The 20,427-nt window shown below is 76.8% G+C and carries 6 protein-coding genes; all 6 read left to right on the plus strand.

The annotated features are described in order from the left end of the window. Nucleotides 1-95 precede the first annotated feature (95 nt). The 6 genes from IHE55_RS07645 to IHE55_RS07670 all read left to right on the plus strand — a co-directional run bounded on the left by IHE55_RS07645 (nucleotide 96) and on the right by IHE55_RS07670 (nucleotide 20,425). The gene (locus IHE55_RS07645; RefSeq protein WP_197991853.1) at nucleotides 96-803 is read left to right on the plus strand and encodes a class I SAM-dependent methyltransferase; all 708 of its coding nucleotides are present in this window, start codon (nucleotides 96-98) and stop codon (nucleotides 801-803) included. A gap of 3 nt (nucleotides 804-806) precedes the next feature. Beyond that, nucleotides 807-1,904: a hypothetical protein gene (locus tag IHE55_RS07650; protein ID WP_307826553.1), complete on the plus strand. Its 1,098-nt coding sequence runs from the start codon at nucleotides 807-809 to the stop codon at nucleotides 1,902-1,904. A gap of 105 nt (nucleotides 1,905-2,009) precedes the next feature. After that, on the plus strand, nucleotides 2,010-2,255 hold the full coding sequence (locus IHE55_RS07655; RefSeq protein ID WP_197988333.1) for a Trm112 family protein: 246 nt from the start codon (nucleotides 2,010-2,012) through the stop codon (nucleotides 2,253-2,255). A 725-nt stretch (nucleotides 2,256-2,980) separates the two neighbouring features. Continuing rightward, nucleotides 2,981-12,112 (plus strand): type I polyketide synthase, encoded by a 9,132-nt coding sequence (locus IHE55_RS07660; protein ID WP_269671485.1) that lies wholly within the window; start codon nucleotides 2,981-2,983, stop codon nucleotides 12,110-12,112. Next, nucleotides 12,112-17,103, plus strand: a complete 4,992-nt coding sequence (locus tag IHE55_RS07665; RefSeq protein ID WP_197988335.1) for a type I polyketide synthase — start codon at nucleotides 12,112-12,114, stop codon at nucleotides 17,101-17,103. The genes IHE55_RS07660 and IHE55_RS07665 overlap by 1 nt, the downstream gene beginning before the upstream one ends. Beyond that, nucleotides 17,096-20,425, plus strand: a complete 3,330-nt coding sequence (locus IHE55_RS07670) for a non-ribosomal peptide synthetase (RefSeq protein WP_307826554.1) — start codon at nucleotides 17,096-17,098, stop codon at nucleotides 20,423-20,425. The genes IHE55_RS07665 and IHE55_RS07670 overlap by 8 nt, the downstream gene beginning before the upstream one ends. Nucleotides 20,426-20,427 lie beyond the last annotated feature (2 nt).

The following is a 20,427-nucleotide window of genomic DNA, read 5'->3' on the forward strand; positions in this document are numbered from 1 at the left end:
GCCCGGCCGGCACCGCCGCCCCCGGCACCACGGCCGTACCCCCGACCGCCGCCCCGGACGGCACGGCCGGTGGGTCGTCCGCCGCCGGGGCCGGGCTGCGGGGGTTCTACGAGAACCCCGCGGTGCCGGTCGCCTCGGGCGCCGAACGCAGCCGCCGCCAGGCCCGGATGCTCGCCCGGGCGCTGGGCCCGGCGCACCCCGGCGCCCCGGCGACGGTGCTGGACGTCGGCTGCGGGGACGGTTCGGCCATGGCCCTCGCGCTGCCGCTGCTCCGCGGCCACCGGGTGGTCGGCGTGGACTGGTCGCGGGACGCGCTGCGCCGGGCCGCGACGCGGCTGCCGGCCGTGGTGCGCGGCGACATCTCCGGCGGCGGACTGCCGTTCGCCTCCGGCAGCGCCGACGCGGTGGTGTTCGGCGAGGTGATCGAGCACCTGGTGGACCCGGACGCGGCGCTGGACGAGCTGCGCCGGGTGCTGCGGCCCGGCGGCCACCTGCTGCTGTCCACCCCGAACCTGGCGGCCTGGTACAACCGCGGGCTGCTGCTCGCCGGGGTGCAGCCGGTGTTCTCCGAGGTGAGCCTGCGCGGGGTGCACGGCCGCCCGGGCGAACAGGTGGTGGGGCACCTGCGGCTGTGCACCGCGCGGGCGCTCCGCTCCCTCCTCACCGCCTCGGGGTTCGAGGTGGTCCGTACCGCCGGCGCGCCGTTCCACGGGGTGCCGCGTCCGCTGCGCGCCCTGGACCGGGCCGCCTGCCGGCTGCCGTCGCTCGCCTCCATCCTGCTGGTCCACGCGAGGCGGGTGTAGGCGGTGCTCTGGGGTGTCGCGGGCGCCCTGCTGGCGAACGTCCTCTACAGCGCCGGTTTCGTGCTGGAGAAGCGGGCCCTGGCCCGGATGCCCCCGCTGCGCGCCACCAGTCCGGCGCGGCTGCTGCGGCACGTCCTGGGCAGTCCGCTGTGGCTGGGCGGCGCGGTCGCGCTGGCGCTGGGGTTCGGCGCCCAGCTGCTGGTGTACCGGAAGCTGCCGATCGCCGCCGCCCAGGGCCTGTTCGTCTCCGGGCTGGTGCTGCTGGTGGTGCTCTCCTCGGTGGTGCTGGGCGAACGGATCGGCGCCCGGGAGCGGCGCGGGGTGGCGCTGATCCTGGTGTCCCTGGCGATGGTGGTCGCCTCGCTGCGCGGCGGGGAGGACATCGGCCGGACGGCGCCCACCGGCGTGCTGCTGGCGGTGTGCGGGCCCTCGCTGGCCGCCGCGCTGGGGGTGTACGCGGCGGCGGAGCGCCGGGCCGCGCGGCGGCACCGGCTGCCCACCGCGGGGGTGGCGTACGGCGTGGCCATCGGCCTGCTGTACGGGGTGAGTTCGCTGGCCATCAAGGGGGTGTCGGGGCTGCTGGGGGACGGCGGCCCGACATCGCCGCCCGCCGCGCTGGCGGCGTCCCCGTACCCGTACCTGCTGCTGGTCACCGGCGCCACCGGGCTGGTGCTGTCCCAGGCCGCGCTCCAGCGCTGCCGGGCCTCGCTGCTGGTGCCGGTGTGCACCACGGTCACCTGTGTCTTCACCGTCGTCTGCGGCACCGCGGTGTTCGGTGAGCCGCTGCCCGCGGACCCGGTACGGCTGGCCCTGCGGCTGGGCGGCACCGCGCTGGCGGTCGGCGTGCTGCTCACCCTGCCCCGCCACGAGGAGGAGACCGGGCCGCCCGGCTCCACCGGCCCGGCTCCGGGTCCGTACGCCCGGGAACCCGCCCCTCACGCCCCGGGCGCCGGGGACACCGGCGCGGGCGCCGGGGACACCGGCGCGGGCGGCCCGCTGCCGGCCCGTCGTCCGCTGTCCCCCGCGCACACCCTGGGCGCGGCCTCCCCGGGGCCGCCCGGCCCTGCCCCCGTCGCCCCGCGACTCCTCGGAGCCTCCTGAGCCCGCGTCCGCCGCCCGCGCCGAGGGGCCGGCCCGCCACGCCGTCCCCGGCTCCCCCGCCCCGCCCCGAACTTCCCCCGCCCCCCGACCGTGAAGGACGCCGCCATGAACCCCGACGACCCGCTGCTGAGGATCCTCGCCTGCCCGCTGGACAAGGGGCCGCTGCTCCTGATCCCGCCGGGGGACGCGCTCTACAACCCCCGTCTGCGGCTGCGGTATCCGGTGCTGGAGGGCGTTCCGCGGCTGCTGCCGTCCTCCGGGGAGCGGGTCGGTGCCGAGGAGCACCGGCGGCTGCTGGAGCGGGCGGGCGGCGGGGCCGGCCCGGACGCCGGGCCCGGGGTGCGCCGGTAGGGTGGACGCTCCCCGCCGCCGGCCGGCGGCACACCGCCCCGTCCCGGGCAGCGGGTTATCCACCCCTCGGACATCGAAACATGCCGGGTCGGCTCACCCAGCGCGACATCGTGGTGACGGTGGGATGAACCGGCGGCCCGATCAGGGACCCCAAAAGGGGACGACACCCACCAACCGGCGCATTCCGCTTCGCCCGAGAGGGAGTCTATCTCCTCATTGAACGGAATGCCCTTTTTCCGCTGCACCATTGACGCGGTTCTCTTCTCGGTGTGCAATCTCGCCAGCTTGTTTCTGCGAAAGATCCGCACCCCGCGCAGGCGCGTCCCGGCCCGGAGATGAACCGGACCGACCGGCGGCGGAGCGGCTCCGACGCGCATTCCATGTTCGCCAGATCGTTGTATTGCACAACTTCAAGCGGCCAGAACGCATACGCCCCACCGGGCGGAGCGCTGCCGACAGGGGGGTGAAGGATGCCGGAAAACAGAGACGCGACGCATTCCTTACCGTCGATTGTTCACACTCCCGTCCTTCCGAAGACATCCCCACCCTTTTTCATTCGAACGCGGCGGACTGCTTCCAGCCAGCGGTCCGCCGCGATCGTGTGCCGCCCGGACGGGCGCGGGACCCACCGGTAGAAAAAACGGGAAAAGGTCCGCCCGCCGGACATGACGGGGGTGGTCCGTGGCATGCGTGAAGACTTTTGGCACTGATTCCGGAGCGAGACGTTGCGCATTCATGAAGAAGACGCCGATTCGACACCATCGAGCGGCACATTCGAGCCACCGTACGCTTCCGGTACCGATGACGAGACGCTTGTCGGGCATTTCCGTACCGTTTTCCAGACGCATCCCGAAAAGGTGCTGTACCGCTTCCTGGCGAATGCCGACGGGGCTCCGTCGGAGCTCACCGGGCGGGCGCTGGACGTTCGCGCGCGGGCCATTGCGGCGACGCTCGGGCGGCGGGTCGCGCCGGGTGACCGGGCGCTGATCGTCTGCCCGCCGGGGCTCGACTACCTCGCGTCCTTCCTGGGCTGCCTCTACGCGCGGGTCATCGCCGTCCCGGTGTACCCGCCGGACCCGCTGCTGATGAAGCGGACCCTGCCCCGGCTGGCCGGGGTGGTGGCCGACGCCCGGCCGGCCGCCGTGCTGGCCACCGAGGAGATCGCCGCCTCGGCCGGGGAGTTCGCCCGGCACGCGCCCGGCCTGGAGGGCCTGGACTGGCTCGCGGTGGACCGGATCGAGGACGCCGCCGCGGACGGCTGGCGGGACCCGGCCGCGCGGCCCGCGGACCCCGCGTTCCTCCAGTACACCTCCGGCTCCACCGGGCGGCCCAAGGGCGTGGTGGTCGGCCACGGCAACCTGGTGCACAACCTGCGGTGCATCAACGACCGGCTGTACGGGCGGGAGCCGGACAACCACATGGTCACCTGGCTGCCGCCGTACCACGACATGGGGCTGATCGGCGGTCTGCTGGCCCCCGCCTTCGGGGCGTTCCCGACCACCTTCATGTCACCGGTCGCCTTCCTCAAGCAGCCGCTGCGCTGGCTGCGCGCGATCTCCGAGTACCGGGCGACCATCAGCGGCGCCCCCAACTTCGCGTACGACCTGTGCGTGGAGCGGATCTCCGAGGCCGAGCGCCGCGAACTGGACCTGAGCGGCTGGCGGGTGGCGTTCAGCGGCGCCGAACCGGTGCGCGCCGAGACCCTCGACCGGTTCACCCGCGCCTTCGCCCCCAGCGGTTTCGGCCGCTCGGCGTTCCTGCCCTGCTACGGGCTGGCCGAGGGCACCCTGTGCGTCTCGGCCGGCAGCCGCACCGCGGAACCGGTGCTGCGCGAGCTGGCGGCGGATGCGCTGGCCGGCCACCGCGCCGAGGCCGCCACCGGCGACGGGCCCGTCCGCACCTCGGTGGGGTGCGGCTGGTCGGTGGACGACCAGCGGATCGAGATCGTGGACCCGCGGACCCGGACCCGGGTGCCGGCCGGCACCATCGGTGAGATCTGGGTGGCCGGCCCGAGCGTGGCGCAGGGCTACTGGGAACGCCCCGAGGAGAGCGCGGAGGTCTTCGCGGCCCAGCTGGCGGACTCCGCGGAGGGTCCGTTCCTGCGCACCGGGGACCTGGGCTTCCTCGACGGCACCGAACTGCACGTCACCGGGCGGGCCAAGGACCTGATCATCGTGGCCGGCCGCAACCACTACCCGCAGGACATCGAGCGGACCGTGGAGGAGTGTGACCCGCTGCTGCGCCCCGGCAACGGGGTGGCCTGCGCCTACGACGCGGACGGCGAGGAGCGGCTGGTGGTCCTCCAGGAGGTCACCGGACGGCCGGAGCCGGCGGTGGCCGCGGGGATCTTCGACGCGGTCCGGGCACGGCTGGCCGAGGAGCACGGGCTGCGTCCGCACCACATCGTGCTGCTGCGCCGGGGCAGCATCCCCAAGACCTCCAGCGGCAAGCTCCAGCGGTCCGCCGCGCTCGCCGCCTTCCTCGCCGGCGACCTCAAGCGGCTGGCCTCCTGGGACGCCCCGGCGGCCGGCGGGACGGCGGCCTCCGGAACCACCGGAGCCGGCACCGGCACCGCGGACCCCGCCGCCGGCCCCCGGACGGACGCCGGCCCGGACACCGCCGGCCCGGACCCCGCCGGCCCGGTTCCCGCCGCGGCCCCGGACGGGCACGCGGCCACGGCCCCCGCCGCGCGGGCCGCCGCGCCCGCCGGTGACCCGGCGGCCCGGGCGGAGCTGGAGGAGTGGCTGGCCGGCCGGCTGGCCGACCGGCTCGGCATGCCCGCCGCCGAGGTGGACACCCGCCGCCCGCTGGCCGGCTACGGGCTGCGCTCGGTGGACCTGATCGGACTGGTGGGCGAGGTGGAGCAGCGGCTGGGCCGGCCGGTGCCCACCACCGCGGTCTGGGAGTACCCCACCGTCGAGGCGCTCGCCGGCCACCTGACCGACCCGGCCGGCACCGGCCCGGCCGGCCCGGCGGGCGGACCGTCCGGCGAACCGGCCGAAGGCGCCGGGGCCGGACCACGGGACCCGGAGGACGACCTGGTCGCGGTGGTGGGGATCGGCTGCCGCTTCCCGGGCGGCGCGGACGGCCCCGAGGCGTTCTGGCGGCTGCTGACCGAGGGCCGGGACGCGGTCACCGAGGTGCCCGAGGACCGCTGGCGGGCCGCCGACCACTTCGACGAGGACCCGTCCGTACCGGGGAAGACCACCACCGCCTGGGGCGGGTTCGTGGACGGCGTGGACCGGTTCGACCCGCACTTCTTCGGCATCTCCGGGCACGAGGCGAGCCGGATGGACCCGCAGCAGCGGCTGATGGCCGAGGTGGCCTGGGAGGCGCTGGAGGACGCCGGGGTGGCGGCCGAGGAACTGGCCGGCTCCGCCACCGGGGTCTTCGTGGGCATCGCCACCAGCGACTACCTCCAGGAGCAGTTCCGGGACCTGACCGGGATCGACGCCTACTCCGGCACCGGCAACGCCTTCAGCATCGCCGCCAACCGGCTGTCGTACCTGTTCGACCTGCGCGGGCCGAGCATGGCCGTGGACACCGCCTGCTCCTCCTCCCTGGTCGCGGTGCACACCGCCGTCCGCAGCCTGGCGCGCGGCGACTGCACGATGGCGATCGCCGGCGGGGTGAACGTCATCCTCTCCCCCGCCCTCGCCGTCAACTTCAGCAAGGCCGGGGCGATGGCCGCGGACGGGCGGTGCAAGCCCTTCGACTCCCGCGCCGACGGCTACGTGCGCGCCGAGGGCGCCGGCGCGGTCGTCCTCAAGCCGCTGCGCCGCGCGCTCGCCGACCGGGACACCGTCTACTGCGTGATCCGTGGCGGCGCGGTCAACCAGGACGGCCGCAGCAACGGCATCATGGCGCCCAACCCGCAGGCCCAGGAGGCGGTGCTGCGCGCCGCCTACGCCGACGCCGGGGTCCGGCCGGAGCGGGTGGACTACGTGGAGGCGCACGGCACCGGCACCCTGCTCGGCGACCCGATCGAGGCGAAGGCGCTCGCCGCCGTGGTCGGCGACGGCCGGGAGCCGGACCGGCCCTGCCTGATCGGCTCGGTCAAGTCCAACCTGGGCCACCTGGAGGCGGCGGCCGGCATCGCCGGGCTGATCAAGACGGCGCTGATGCTGCGCCACCGCACGGTGCCGCGCACCCTGCACTTCATCCGGCCCAACCCGCACATCCCGTTCGACGAACTCCCCCTGGAGGTCGCCGACCGGCAGCGCCGGTGGCCGGCGGCCGACCGTCCGGCACTGGCCGGCGTCAGCTCGTTCGGCTTCGGCGGCACCAACGCCCACCTGGTGGTCGAGGAGGCCCCCGCCGGCGCCGCCCCCGGGGCCGAAGCGGAAGCCGGCGGGCCGCACCTGCTGGCCGTATCCGCCCGTGACGAACAGGCGCTGCGCGAGCTGGCCGCCCGCTACGCGGGTCAACTGGAGGGCCCGGCGGGCCGGGCCGGCACGGCCCGGCTGTGCGCCGCGGCGGCGCTGCGCCGCACCCACCACGAGCACCGGCTGGCCTGCACCGGCGCGGACGCGGCGGAACTCGCCGCGGCGCTGCGGGCGTTCGGCGAGGACGCCGAGCGGCCCGGGCTGTCCGCCGGCCGCCGCCGGGTGGGCCGGCGGCCCCGCACGGTGTTCGTCTTCGCCGGCCAGGGGCCCCGCTGGTGGCCGCTCGCCGCGGACCTGCTCACCGCCGAGCCGGTGTTCCGCGAGGTGATCGAGGAGTGCGACCGGATCCTGTCCGGGCACACCGACTGGTCGCTGGGCGAGCAGCTCGCCGCCGACCGCGGCGCGTCGCGGCTGGCGGACCCGGCGGTCGGCCAGCCGGCGCTGATCGCCGTGCAGGTGGCGCTGGCGGCGGTGTGGCGCTCCCGGGGGGTGCTCCCGGACGCCGTGGTCGGCCACAGCGTCGGGGAGATCGCCGCCGCCCAGGTGGCCGGCGCCCTGAGCCTGCCGGACGCGCTGCGGGTGGCCCTGCACCGGGGCCGGGTGATCCGCTCCGGGAAGGGCAACGGCCGGATGGCGGTGGTCGGGGTGCCCGAGGAGCGGGCCCGGGAACTGCTCGCCGAGCGCGGCGTGGAGCGGGTGTGGGTGGCCGCCGGCAACGGCCCCGCCACCACCGTGCTCTCCGGCGCCACCGGGCCGCTGGAGGAGCTGGCGGCGGCGCTCGACGCGGAGGGGCTGTTCTGCCGCGTCCTGGAGTCGGTGGACTTCGCCTCCCACTGCCCGCTGATGGATCCGCTGCGCGAGGACCTCGTCGGGGCGCTGGAGGGGCTGCGCCCGGGCCCGGCGGCGGTCCCGGTGTTCTCCACCGTCACCGCCGGGTTCGTGGCGGGCGAGCGGCTGGACGCCGGGTACTGGGGCGAGAACCTGCGCCGGCCGGTGCTCTTCGACCGGGCGGTGACCGCGCTCGCCGACGCCGGCCACGACGTGTTCGTGGAGATCTCCCCGCAGCAGATGCTGGGTGACGCGCTGACCGAGCGGCTGTCCCTGCAGGGCGCGCGGGGCGCGGTGGTGGCCTCGCTGCGCCGCGACGACCCGGGCCGCGCCGGGCTCCTGGGCGAGCTGGGCCGGCTGTACGCGGCCGGGTTCCCGGTGGACTGGAGCCTGCTGCACGGCACCCGCACGGTGCCGATGGTGCCGTTGCCGTCCTACCCCTGGCAGCGGCAGCGGTACTGGCACGACGACGTCACCGGCCGCCGGCGCCGCCCGGACCACCACGGGCACCCGCTGCTGGCGGACCGGCTGCGCTCGGCGACCGAGCCGGGCACCTGGCACTGGACCGCGGCCGTGGACCTTCACGGGTTCGGCTACCTGCGCGACCACCGGGTGGACGGCGCGGTGGTGCTGCCCGCCGCCCTGGTGCTGGACACCGCGCTCGCCGCCGTCCGGGCCACCGCCGGCGGCGGGGCCGCGCTGGAGGACGTGCGCTTCACCGGGCTGACCGTGGTGCGCGAGCGGGCCCAGGAGCCCACGCTCCAGCTGGTGCTCACCGGGGACGGCTCGGGTGCCGGGACGTTCCGGCTGTTCAGCCGGGGCGGCGACGGCGGCCCGGAGGAGGCCTGGACCGAGGTCGCCACCGGCGGCTTCCGGACCCCGGACGGCGCCGGGGACGGTACGGCGGACGCCACGCACCGCACGGGGAGCGCCGCGGAAGCCGGAGAAGCCGGCACCGCCCTGGACGACTCCGGCGCCGCGCACCCCGGAGGGGCCGCAACCGCCGGTGAGGCGGACGCCGCAGCGGCCGGGACCGCCGGTGACGGCGCCGGCGCGGCCGGGGAGCTGGCGGCGGTCCGGGCCCGCTGCACCCGGGAGGTGGACCGGAGCGAGCACTACGCCGGGCTGCACCGGGCGGGGCTGGAGTACGGCCCGGCCTTCCAGGGCCTGGACGGGCTGTGGCGCGGGGAGCGGGAGGCGGTGGCGCGGCTGCGGGTCCCGGAGGACGTCGCCGCCGACCGGGACGCCTACGGCGTCCACCCGGCGCTGCTCGACGCCTGCCTCCAGGTGCTGGCGCAGGCGCTCGCCGCCGACCCGGACGCCGGGACGGCGATCCACCTGCCGGTCGGCGCGGGCGCGTTCCGCCTCACCACCGGCCGGGCGCGGCCGGTGTGGGCGCACGCCGACGTGACCGGCGCGGTGCGCGCCGGCGAGGAGATCACCGGCGGCCGGGTGGTGCTGTTCGGCGAGGACGGGCAGGAGCTGGGCCGGGTCGAGGGGATCACCCTGCGCCGGCTGGCGGGGGTCGCGGACCGGGTCGGCGAGGCGCTGCTGGAGATCGGCTGGCGGCGCGCGGACGCCGCTCCGGCGGGCGCCGCCGTCCCGGCCGGCCGGTGGCTGCTGCTGGCCGACCGGGACGGGGTGGCCGAGGCGCTGCGCGCGGCCCCGGCGGCCCGCGGCGCGCGCTGGGTGGTGGTGACCGCCGGCGACGGGTACCGGCGGCTGGACGCGGACCGATTCGAGGTCCGTCCCGGCGTCGCGGAGGACTTCGCCGCCCTCTTCGCCGACCTGCGCGCCGCCCACCCGGACGGCTGCGCCGGGGTGCTGCACGCCTGGAACCTCGACGCCGCGCTGGACACGGCACCGTACCCGGGCGCCCCCGCCGGACCGGACGCCGGGACCCCCGCCGGATCCGGGGGCACCGGGACCGGCACCGGACCGGGGACCGGCGGTGCCGGCGACCCGCTGGCCCCCGGCCGCGACCTGGGCACCGTCTCGGTGCTCCACCTGGTGCGGGAGCTGGCCGCCGGACCCTGGCCGCGGGCGCCCCGGCTGGTGGTGCTCACCCGGGGCACCCAGCGGGTGCCCCGGGCCGGCGGCGGATCCGGGACGGCGGCGCCGCTGCCGGCCGCCGCGGTCGCCCAGTCGGCCGTCTGGGGCCTGGTGCGGGTGGCCGCGCTGGAACACGCCGAGCTGCGCCCGGTGGTGATCGACCTCGATCCGGCCCGCCCGGCCGGCGAGGCGGCGCAGCTCGCCGCGGAGCTGGCCGCGCCGGTCGCCGGCAGTCAGCTGGCGCTGCGCGGCGGGGCCCGGTACGTGCCGGAGCTCCAGCCGTGGCGCCCGCCCGCCGCCGAGCCGGCGGCCTGGCCGCGGCGCGCCTTCGACCCGGCCCGGGACGGCAACCTGCGCCTGCTGGCCGAGCGGCCGGGCATTCTCGGCAGCCTCACCCCGACGGTGTGGGACCGCGTCCCGCCGGGCCCGGGCCAGGTGGAGATCGAGGTGGCCGCGGCCGGGCTGAACTTCAGCGACGTGCTGAAGGCGATGGACATCTGCCCCGGGGTGCCGCCGGGCATCACCCCGCTGGGCGCCGAGTGCGCCGGCCGGGTGGTGGCCGTGGGCGAGGGCGTCACGGACGTCCGGGTCGGTGACGAGGTGATGGCGGTGGCCCCGTCGGCGATGGCCGCGTACGCCACCACCCGGCAGGAGCTGGTGGCCGCCCGGCCCGCCGGTCTGGACGCGGCCCAGGCGGCGGCGCTGCCGATCGCCTTCCTCACCGCGGTGTACGGGCTGGAGTACCTGGCCCATCTGGGCGAGGGCGAGACGGTCCTGATCCACTCGGCGACCGGCGGGGTGGGCCTGGCCGCGCTCCAGGTGGCGCGCCGCAACGGCGCGGAGGTGTTCGCCACCGCCGGCACCGAGGAGAAGCGGGAGCTGCTGCGGAGCCTGGGGGTGCGCCATGTGATGGACTCGCGCTCGCTGGACTTCGCCGACCGGGTGCGGGAGCTGACCGGCGGCCGGGGCGTGGACGTGGTGCTCAACTCGCTGACCGGCGAGGCGCTGCGGCGCAGCCTGGGCCTGCTGGCGGCCAACGGCCGCTTCGTGGAGATCGGCAAGCAGGACGTGTACAAAAACAGCAGCCTGGGGCTGCTGTCGCTCAAGCACAACCGGTCCTTCCTCGCGGTGGACCTGGAGCGGTCCTTCGCCGAGCAGTTCCCGCTGATCCGGCGGCTGTTCGGTGAGGTGCTGGCCGGTTTCGCCCGTGGTGAGTTCACCGCGCTGCCGGTGACCTGCTTCGACTACGCGGCGGCGGACGCGGCGTTCTCCCACATGGCGCAGGCGAGGCACACCGGCAAGGTGGTGCTCCGCCCGACCGGGGCGGAGACGGTCGCGGTGCGGCCCCGCGAGGCGGCGGTGCGGCCCGGTGCGACGTACCTGATCACCGGTGGTCTGGGCGCGCTGGGTCTGCGCACCGCCCGTCACCTGGCCGACTCCGGCGCCCGGCACCTGGTGCTGGTGGGCCGGGGCGGGCCGGGCGAGCGGGCCGGGCGGGAGCTGGCGGCGCTGCGCGAGCGGGGCGTGACGGTGGCGGTGCGGTCCGCGGACGTCTCCGACGGCGGGCAGGTGGCCGCGCTGGTGGCGGAGATCGACGCCACGATGCCGCCGCTGGCCGGCGTGGTGCACTCCGCCGGTGTGCTGGACGACGGGGTGCTGGTGGGCCTGGACCGGGAGCGGTTCGCCTCGGTGGCCGCGCCCAAGGCGCTGGCCGCCTGGCACCTGCACCGCGCCACCCTCGGCCACCGGCTGGACTTCTTCGTGCTGTACTCCTCGGCGGCGGCGCTGCTGGGCTCCCCCGGCCAGGGCAACTACGCGGCGGCCAACGCCTTCCTGGACGGGCTGGCGCTGCACCGCGCCTCGCACGGGCTGCCCGCGCTGAGCGTCAACTGGGGCCCGTGGACCGAGGCGGGCCTGGCGGCCTCCCCGGACCGGGGCGGGGCGCTGGCCGGGCGCGGCATCGTCGGCATCGACCCGGACGACGGGGTGGCGGCGCTGGGCCGGCTGCTGCCGACGGCCACCGCGCAGGCCGCGGTGCTGCCGCTGGACCGGGCGGGGCTGCGCGCCGCGGCCGGCTCCGGGATGCTGCCGCCGCTGCTCACCGGGCTGCTGGACGAGCCCGCCGCGGCGGCCGGGGAGACCGGGCCGGCGGCCGGGGCGGTGCGGCGGGAGCTGCTGGCGGTCGAACCCGGCCGGCGCCGCCGCGCGGTGCTGGTGCGGCACTGCACCGAGCAGGTGGCGCGGGTCCTCAAGTGCGACGAGGCGAAGGTCGATGTGACCGCCCCGCTGGCCGGGCTGGGCTTCGACTCGCTGATGTCGCTGGAGCTGCGCAAGCGGCTGGAGAGTTCGCTGGGGGTGGAGCTGCCCGCCACCGTGGTGTGGCGCTTCCCCACCGTCGAGGCGCTCGTCCCCTTCCTGGCCGAGCGCATGGAGATCGCGCTGGAGGCCGGGCCCGCCGTCGGTGCGGAGGAGGCCGCCGCGGACGAGCGGCCCGCCGACGGTACCGGAACCGATCTCGACGACCTGAGTGACAGCGACGTCGAGGCGCTCCTCCTGGCCAAGTTGACCGAGCTGGACGAAGGGGAAGAGTGATGACGTCGCTGGACGAGGCGCAGCGCGGCCCGCGGGAGCAGGCGGGGACCGGCGCGACCCTGCGCCGGGCCTTCGCCACGGTGGAGCGGCTGCAGCGCCGGCTGGAGGAGTCCGAGCGCGCCCGCACCGAGCCGGTCGCGATCGTCGGGGTGGGCTGCCGGTTCCCCGGCGGGGTGACCGACGCCGACAGCTACTGGCAGCTGCTGGCGGACGGCACCGACGCCATCGGGGAGATCCCGGCGGACCGCTGGGACGGGGCCGCGTTCCACTCCGCCGAGCCGCAGACGCCGGGCCGGATGAGCACCCGCTGGGGCGGCTTCCTGGACCGGATCGACCACTTCGACCACGAGTTCTTCGGCATCTCGCGGCGCGAGGCGCTGGCCATGGACCCGCAGCAGCGGCTCACCCTGGAGGTGGTCTGGGAGGCGCTGGAGCACGCCGGGCAGTCCCCGGCCGGGCTGGCCGGCAGCCGTACCGGGGTATTCATGGGGGTGTGCAGCAACGACTTCGCCTCCCGCACGCTGCGGGACCCGCTGGACGCCACCGCGTACGCCTCCACCGGCACGGCGCACTCCATCGTCACCGGCCGGGTCTCCTACACGCTGGACCTGCACGGCCCCAGCGTCGCGGTGGACAGTGCCTGTTCGGCCTCGCTGGTGGCGGTGCACACCGCGTGCCAGAGCCTGCGCGCCGGGGAGTGCGACCTGGCGCTGGGCGGCGGGGTGAACGTGGTGCTCTCGCCCATCCCCAGCATCGCGTTCTCCCAGTTCCCGGGGATGGTGGCGCCCGACGGCCGGTGCAAGACCTTCGACGCGGCGGCCAACGGCTACGTCCGCGGCGAGGGGTGCGGGGTGGTGGTCCTCAAGCGGCTGTCGGACGCGGTGCGCGACGGCGACCGGGTGCTGGCGGTGATCCGGGGCAGCGCGGTCAACCAGGACGGCCGCAGCGCCGGGGTCACCGCGCCCAGCGGCACCGCGCAGCGCGACGTGCTGCGGCGGGCGCTGGCGGCCGGCCGGGTGGCGCCGGAGGAGGTGTCGTACATCGAGGCGCACGGCACCGGCACCACGCTCGGCGACCCGATCGAGGTGGAGGCGCTGGCCGAGGTGTACGGCCGGCCGGAGGGCCCGACCGTCTACCTGGGCTCGGGGAAGCCGAACATCGGCCACCTGGAGGCGGCCTCCGGGATCGCCGGGCTGATCAAGGCCGCGCTCTGTGTGAACCGCGGCGCCATCCCGCGCAACGTGCACTTCAACGAGCTGAACCCGCACCTGTCGTTCGACGGCACCACGTTCGCGGTGCCCACCGAGCTGACCGGGTGGCCGAAGGTGCCCGGCCGCCGGCTGGCCGGGGTGAGCAGCTTCGGCTTCAGCGGCACCAACGTCCACATGCTGGTGGAGGAGCCGCCCGAGCGGCCCGCCGCCGATCCGGACGACCGCCGCCCGCTGGCCGCGCTGGCGCTGTCGGCGAAGAGCGACGCGGCGCTGGTGGAGCTGGCCGGGCGGTACCACCGGTTCCTGACGGAGAACCCGTCGGTGCCGGCCGGGGACGTGTGCTTCTCCGCGAACACCGGCCGCTCGCACTTCCCGCACCGGCTGGCCGCGGTGGGCTCCGACGCCCGGGAACTGGCCGCCCGGCTCGACGACTTCCTGGCCGGGATGCCCGCGGTGGGGCTGGCGGCCGGGCGGGCCGGGACCACCGAGACGGTGTTCGTCTTCCCCGGGCAGGGTCCGCAGCGGGTGGGCATGGCCCGCGGGCTGTACGAGACCCAGCCGACGTTCCGCCGGGTCATCGACCGGTGCGACGAGATCCTGCGGCCGATGCTGGACATCCCGCTGCTGACGCTGCTGTACCCGCCGGACGGGGACGGGGACGACGGCACGCAGCCGGTCTACCGCACGGAGTACTCCCAGCCGGCGCTGTTCTCGGTGGAGTACGCGCTGGCGGAGCTGTGGCGCTCCTGGGGCGTGGAGCCGGCCGCGGTGCTGGGGCACAGCTTCGGCGAGTACGCGGCGGCCTGCTTCGCCGGGGCGATGAGCCTGGAGGACGGGCTGAAGCTGGTCGTGGCGCGCGGCCGGCTGATGCGCGAGTCGGGGCGGACCGGGGCGATGGCGACGGTGTTCGCCCCCGAGGAGGAGGTGGCCGCGGCCATCGCCGGGTACGAGGACCAGGTCTCGATCGCGGCGGTCAACGGCCCGGCGAACACCTCCGTCTCCGGTGACCGCGCGGTCATCGACGCGGTGTGCGAGGAGTTCACCCGGCGGGGGGTGCGGGCCAAGGTGCTGCGCATCACCACCGCCTCGCACTCCCCGCTGATCGAGCCGATCATCGAGGAGTTCCGGGCGGTGGCCCGGGAGATCACCTTCACCCCGCCCCGCATCCCGCTGGTGTCCAACCTCAACGGCCGGCTGTGGGAGTGGGAGCAGGCGCCGGACGCCGACTACTGGTGCCGCCACCTGCGGCAGCCGGTGCGGTTCGCGGACGGGGTGGCCACCGTGCTCGGACTGGGCCACCGGGCGTTCGTGGAGATGGGCCCGGCGCCCACCCTGCTCGGTCTGATCAGCGACGGCCTGCCGGCGGACACCGACGCGCTGCTGCTGCCCAGCCTGCGCCCCCGCCAGGACGACTGGGAGGTGATCCTGGACTCGCTGTCCCAGCTGTACGTGCGCGGCGCGGACCTCGACTGGCGGGCGTTCGACGCCGACTACACCCGGACCCGGGTGACCGTCCCCGGGTACCCGTTCGCCCGTACCCCCTGCTGGCAGGAGCCGCCCCCGGTGGGCTCGCCCGCCGCCGCGGCCCTGCCCGGGACCGCCGGTACGGCCGGGGCCGGCACGGTGCCGGAAGGCGGCGAGGCGGACGGTGCGGACGCGGAGTTCCCGGACGCGGAGCTGGTGTACGACCTGGCCTGGGAGGAGGCCGGACCGGCCGGCGGCGGGCTGCCCGCGGCCCCGGCCGCCGCCGACGGCGCGGCCTGGCTGCTGCTCGCCGACACCACCGGCGTGGCGGACCGGCTGGCCGGCCTCCTGACCGGGCAGGGCGCCCGCTGTGTGTCGGTGGACCGCGGCGAGGCGTACGCCTTCGCACCCGGCGCGGCGCGGGCGGTGGTCCGCCCGGACTCCGCCGAGGACTGGCGGCGACTGGTGACGGACCTGGCCGTGCCCGGGGACACGGCGCTGCGCGTGGTGCACCTGTGGGGCCTGGACGACCGGGGGCCGCACGGCGCCTCCCCGGACGGCGGTGAGAGCGGTGACGGCGACCCGGTGGCGCGGCTGCTGGACGCCCAGCGCGCCGGGTTCCTCGGCGCGGTGCGGGCGGTGCAGGCGCTGGCCCGGGCCCACTCCGGCGGCGCGGCCCCGGCCCGGCTGTGGCTGGTCACCCGGGGCGCGGTGCGGCCGCAGGGCAGCGCCGGCGACCCGTCGGCGACCGGCCAGGCGACGCTGTGGGGGCTGGGCCGCTCCCTCCAGCAGGAGCACGCCGGGCTGTGGGGCGGGCTGGTCGACCTCGACCCGGACCCGGCCGCGGACGCCGGGGCGCTCGCCGAACGGCTGCTGGCCGAGGCGGTGTTCGAGGACGGCGAGGACCAGGTGGCGCTCCGCGGCGAGCGGCGGCTGGTGGCCCGGCTGGTGCGCCGGGAGCTGCCCGCCGGGCCGGCCGCGGCGGTCGCCTGGCGGACCGACGCCAGCTATCTGATCACCGGCGGCCTGGGCGGGCTGGGCCTGGCGGTGGCCCGGTCGATGGTGCTGGCCGGGGCGCGGCACCTGGTGCTCGCCGGGCGCACCCCGCTGCCGCCGCGCGGCGAGTGGGCGGCGCTGCCGGCGGACACCGCGGCCGGCCGCCGGGTGGCGGCGGTCCGGGAGCTGGAGGCGCTGGGCGCGCACGTCACCGTGGAGGTCCTCGACGTCGCCGACGAGGGGCGGGTCCGCGCCTTCCTGGAGCGGTTCGACCGGGAGGCCCGGCCGCCGGTGCGCGGCGTGGTCCACGCGGCCGGCGTCGGCGAGGTGGTGCCGGTGCTGGAGCTGGGACCGGCGGAGCTGGAGCGGAGCCTGCGCGCCAAGGCGGGCGGCGCGGTGGTCCTGGACCGGGTCTTCGAGGGCCGGGAGCTGGACTTCTTCGTGCTGTTCTCCTCGGTCAGCTCGCTGCTCAGCTCGCCGTTCGTGGCCGGTTACGCGGCCGCCAACGCCTTCCTGGACGCGCTGGCGCACGCCCGGCGGGAGCGCGGCCGTCCGGCGGTGAGCGTCAACTGGGGCATCTGGCGGGAGCTGGGCATGGCCGAGCGGGGCGCCGAGGCGACCCCGGGCCTGAGCGCCGGCATGGGCACCCTGGACCCGCGGCAGGCGCTGCGGATGTTCCACCGGCTGCTGGGCCACGCCGGCCCGCAGGCCGCGGTGGTGCCGGTGGACTGGGACGAGTGGGGCCGCCGCTACCAGGAGGTGTCCGGCTCGCCGCTGCTGACCCGGCTGCTTGCCGAGGCCGCCCCGGCGGGCGGCGCGCAGCCGGCCCGGACGGCGGCCGGCCGGACCGGGACGCTGCCCGGCCGGGAGGAGCTGCTGGCGCTGCCGGAGCCGGAGCGGGCCGAGGTGCTCGCCGAGCGGCTGCGGGTCGGGCTGGCGGCGACGCTGCGCGCCGAGCCGGAGACCGTCGGGCTCGACCAGTCGCTGTACGAGCTGGGCCTGGACTCGCTGATGGCGGTGGAGGCGCGGAACGAGATCGAGGGCCGCACCGGGGTGTTCCTGCCCATCTCGGTCTTCCTGGGCGGGGCGTCCGTCCGGGACCTGGCGCGGGAGATCGTCGCCGGGCTCGGCGGCGACGGCGCGCCGGCCGGCCCGGACGCGGCGGCGCCGGCGGAAGCGGAGGCGGCCGTGGCCGCCCCGGACGGCGGCGCCATCCGGCGGGTGGAGCGCGCCGAGGACGACCTGGTGGGCCGCCTGCTGGCGGAGCTGGACGCGCTGCCCGAGCCGGGCGCCGGACCGGAGGAGGGAGCCGGTGTCTGAGGACCGTGAAGAGCTGGAGCGGCGGCTGGCGGCCCTGTCGCCGGAGAAGCGCGCCCTGTTCGAGAAGATGCTGCGGGAGCGGCAGCCGGCCGAGGACGTCTTCCCGCTGTCGGTGATGCAGCAGGGCATCTGGTTCCTGGAACAGCTGCGCCCGCACAACCCGGCGTACGTCATCCCGGCCGCGGCGCACATCCGCGGGCGGCTGGACACCGGGGTGCTGCGCGCCGCGGTCCAGGAGATCGTGCGCCGGCACGAGGCGCTGCGCACCACCTTCCAGGTGCGCGACGGCCGCCCGGTGCAGGTGGTGCGCCGGGAGCTGGCGGTGCCGCTGACGGAGACCGACCTGCGCGGCGGGCCGGCGGACCCGCACTCCCGGATCGCCGAGGCGCTCGCGGTGCCGTTCGACCTGGCCGCCGGGCCGCTGCTGCGGCTGGAGCTGCTGCGCACCGGCGAGGAGGAGTACGTCCTGCTGGCCGCCATGCACCACCTGGTCTCCGACGGCTGGTCGGTGAAGGTGCTGCTGTCGGAACTGTCCGCGCTGTACGAGGCGTTCGCCGCCGGCCGGCCCTCGCCGCTGCCCGCGCTCGCCGTCCAGTACGGGGACTTCGCCACCTGGCAGCAGCGGGAGCTGGGCCGGGAGGCGCTCGCCGCGGACCTGGCGTACTGGCGGGAACACCTGGCCGGGGCGCCGGAGGCGCTGGCGCTGCACACCGACCGGCCGCGCCCGGCGGTGCAGGGCTTCAACGGCGGCTCGGTGCCCTTCGCGCTGACCGCGGAGCTGATGGCGGCGCTGACGGCGGTGGGCCGGGCGCGCGGCGCCACCCCCTACATGGTGCTGCTGGCCGTCTTCGCGGTGCTGCTCCACCGGTACTCCGGCCAGGACGACGTGGTGGTCGGGGTGCCGACGGCGGGCCGCGGCCGGGCCGAGGTGGAACCGCTCATCGGGTTCTTCGTCAACACCCTGCCGGTGCGGGCCCGGCTGCACGGCGAGCCCTCCTTCGCCGAGGTGCTGGACCGGGTGCGCGAGGCGTGCCTGGGGGCGTACGCCCACGAGCGGGTGCCGTTCGAGCGGATCGTGGAGGAGCTGCGGCCGCCGCGCGACCTGAGCCGGCCGCCGGTGTTCCAGGTGAGCCTGTCCTACCAGGGCGACCCGCTGCCGGTGCTGGACATCGCCGGGCTGGAGTTCCGGCGGATGAACCTGCTCGCCGACGGCGCCCGGTTCGACCTGGAGCTGCAGTTCTTCGCCACCGCCGGCGGCGGGCTGACCGGCTGGTTCGAGTACGACCGGGACCTGTTCGACCGGGACACCATCGACCGGCTGGCCGGGCACTTCCGGCGGGTCGCCGAGCTGGTGGCGGCCGACCCGGCGGCCCGGGTGGACGGTCTGCCGCTGCTGGACGAGGCCGGGCGCGCGGCGGTGCTGGCGGCCGGCCGCGGTCCGGAGCGGGAGTGGCCGGAGGCCGGCTGGGTCCACGAGTGCGTCGCCGAGCGGGCCCGGCTGGCGCCCGACGCGCCCGCGGTGCGCTTCGAGGGCACCACGGTCACCTACCGGGAGCTGAACGCCCGCGCCAACCGGCTGGCGCACCGGCTGCGCCGGCGGGGCGTGGGCCGGGACGTGCCGGTCGGGGTCTGCCTGGAACGCTCGGTGGAGCTGGTGGTGAGCCTGCTGGCGGTGCTCAAGGCGGGCGGCGCGTACGTGCCGCTGGACCCCTCGCACCCGCCGGCCCGGCTGGCCCGGGTGGTGGGGACCGCCGGGATGCCGGTGGTGCTGGCCGCGCCGGACACCCGCGGCGTGCTGCCCGGGACGGCCGAGGTGCTGGACGTGGTGGGGTCGGCCGCCTCCTGGGCGGACGAGCCGGACACCGACCCGCAGGTGGTGGTCGGCCCGGAGGACCTGGCGTACGTCATCTACACCTCGGGCTCCACCGGCGAGCCCAAGGGCGTGATGAACGTCCACGCGGCGATCCGCAACCGGCTGCTGTGGATGCAGGACGCCTACCGGCTCGGCGCGGACGACCGGGTGCTGCAGAAGACGCCGTTCTCCTTCGACGTGTCGGTGTGGGAGTTCTTCTGGCCGCTGATGACCGGCGCCACGCTGGTGGTGGCGCGGCCCGGCGGGCACCGGGACGCGGGCCACCTGGTGGACACCATCCGCGCCGAGCGGATCACCACGGCGCACTTCGTCCCCTCGATGCTCCAGGTCTTCCTCCGGCAGCCGGGCGTGGACCGGCTGCCGTCGCTGCGGCGGGTGGTGTGCAGCGGTGAGGCGCTGCCCCGGGAGCTGCAGGACCGGTTCCTCGCCACCTGCCCGGCGGAGCTGCACAACCTCTACGGGCCCACCGAGGCGGCGGTGGACGTCACCGCCTGGGAGTGCGTCCGGGACGGGGACCCGCGGCCGGTGCCGATCGGGCGGCCGATCGCCAACACCCGGGTGTACGTGCTCGACCGCCACCGGCGGCCGGTGCCGTTCGGGGTCCCCGGCGAGCTGTACCTGGCCGGGCGGCAGCTGGCCCGGGGCTACCTGGGCCGGCCGGACCTGACCGCCGAGCGGTTCGTGGCCGACCCCTACGGCGACGGCCCGGCGGACCGGATGTACGCCACCGGGGACCTGGCCCGGTTCCGCGCCGACGGCACGGTGGAGTACCTGGGCCGGCTGGACCACCAGGTGAAGCTGCGCGGCCTGCGGATCGAACTGGGCGAGATCGAGGCCCAGCTGGCCGGGCACGACCGGGTGCGGGAGGCGGTGGTGACCGCCCACCGGCACGGCGCGGACGACGTGCGGCTGGTGGCGTACCTGACCGGTGACCCGGTGCCGGAGCCCGGCGAGCTGGCCGCGTACCTGCGCGAGCGGCTGCCGGAGTACATGGTGCCGGCGGCCTTCGTGGCGCTGCCGCGGATGCCGCTGACCGCCAACGGCAAGGCGGACCGGGCCGCGCTGCCCGCGCCGGAGTTCACCGCCGCGCCCCGGGCCGCGTACGCCGCGCCCCAGGAGGGGCTGGAGCGCACCCTGGCCGAGGTGTGGCGGTCGGTGCTGGGGGTGGAGCGGGTCGGCCGGGACGACAACTTCTTCGAACTCGGCGGCCACTCGCTGCTGATGTCCCGCCTCCAGGCGGAACTGGCGGCCGGCCACCACATCCAGGTGTCGATGGTGGAGCTCTTCCAGCACCCCACGGTGGGGGCGCTCGCCGCCCACCTGCGGCGGCCGGCCGGCGCCGCCGGCCGGGAGCGGGACGGCGCCGGGCGCGCCGAGACCCGCCGCCGGTCGCAGAACCAACGTCAAGCAGCAGCGGCGCGCCGGACGCGCTCACGGAACGGTAGGTGATC

The sequence above is a fragment of the Streptomyces pactum genome, from assembly GCF_016031615.1.
Taxonomy (GTDB): domain Bacteria; phylum Actinomycetota; class Actinomycetes; order Streptomycetales; family Streptomycetaceae; genus Streptomyces; species Streptomyces pactus.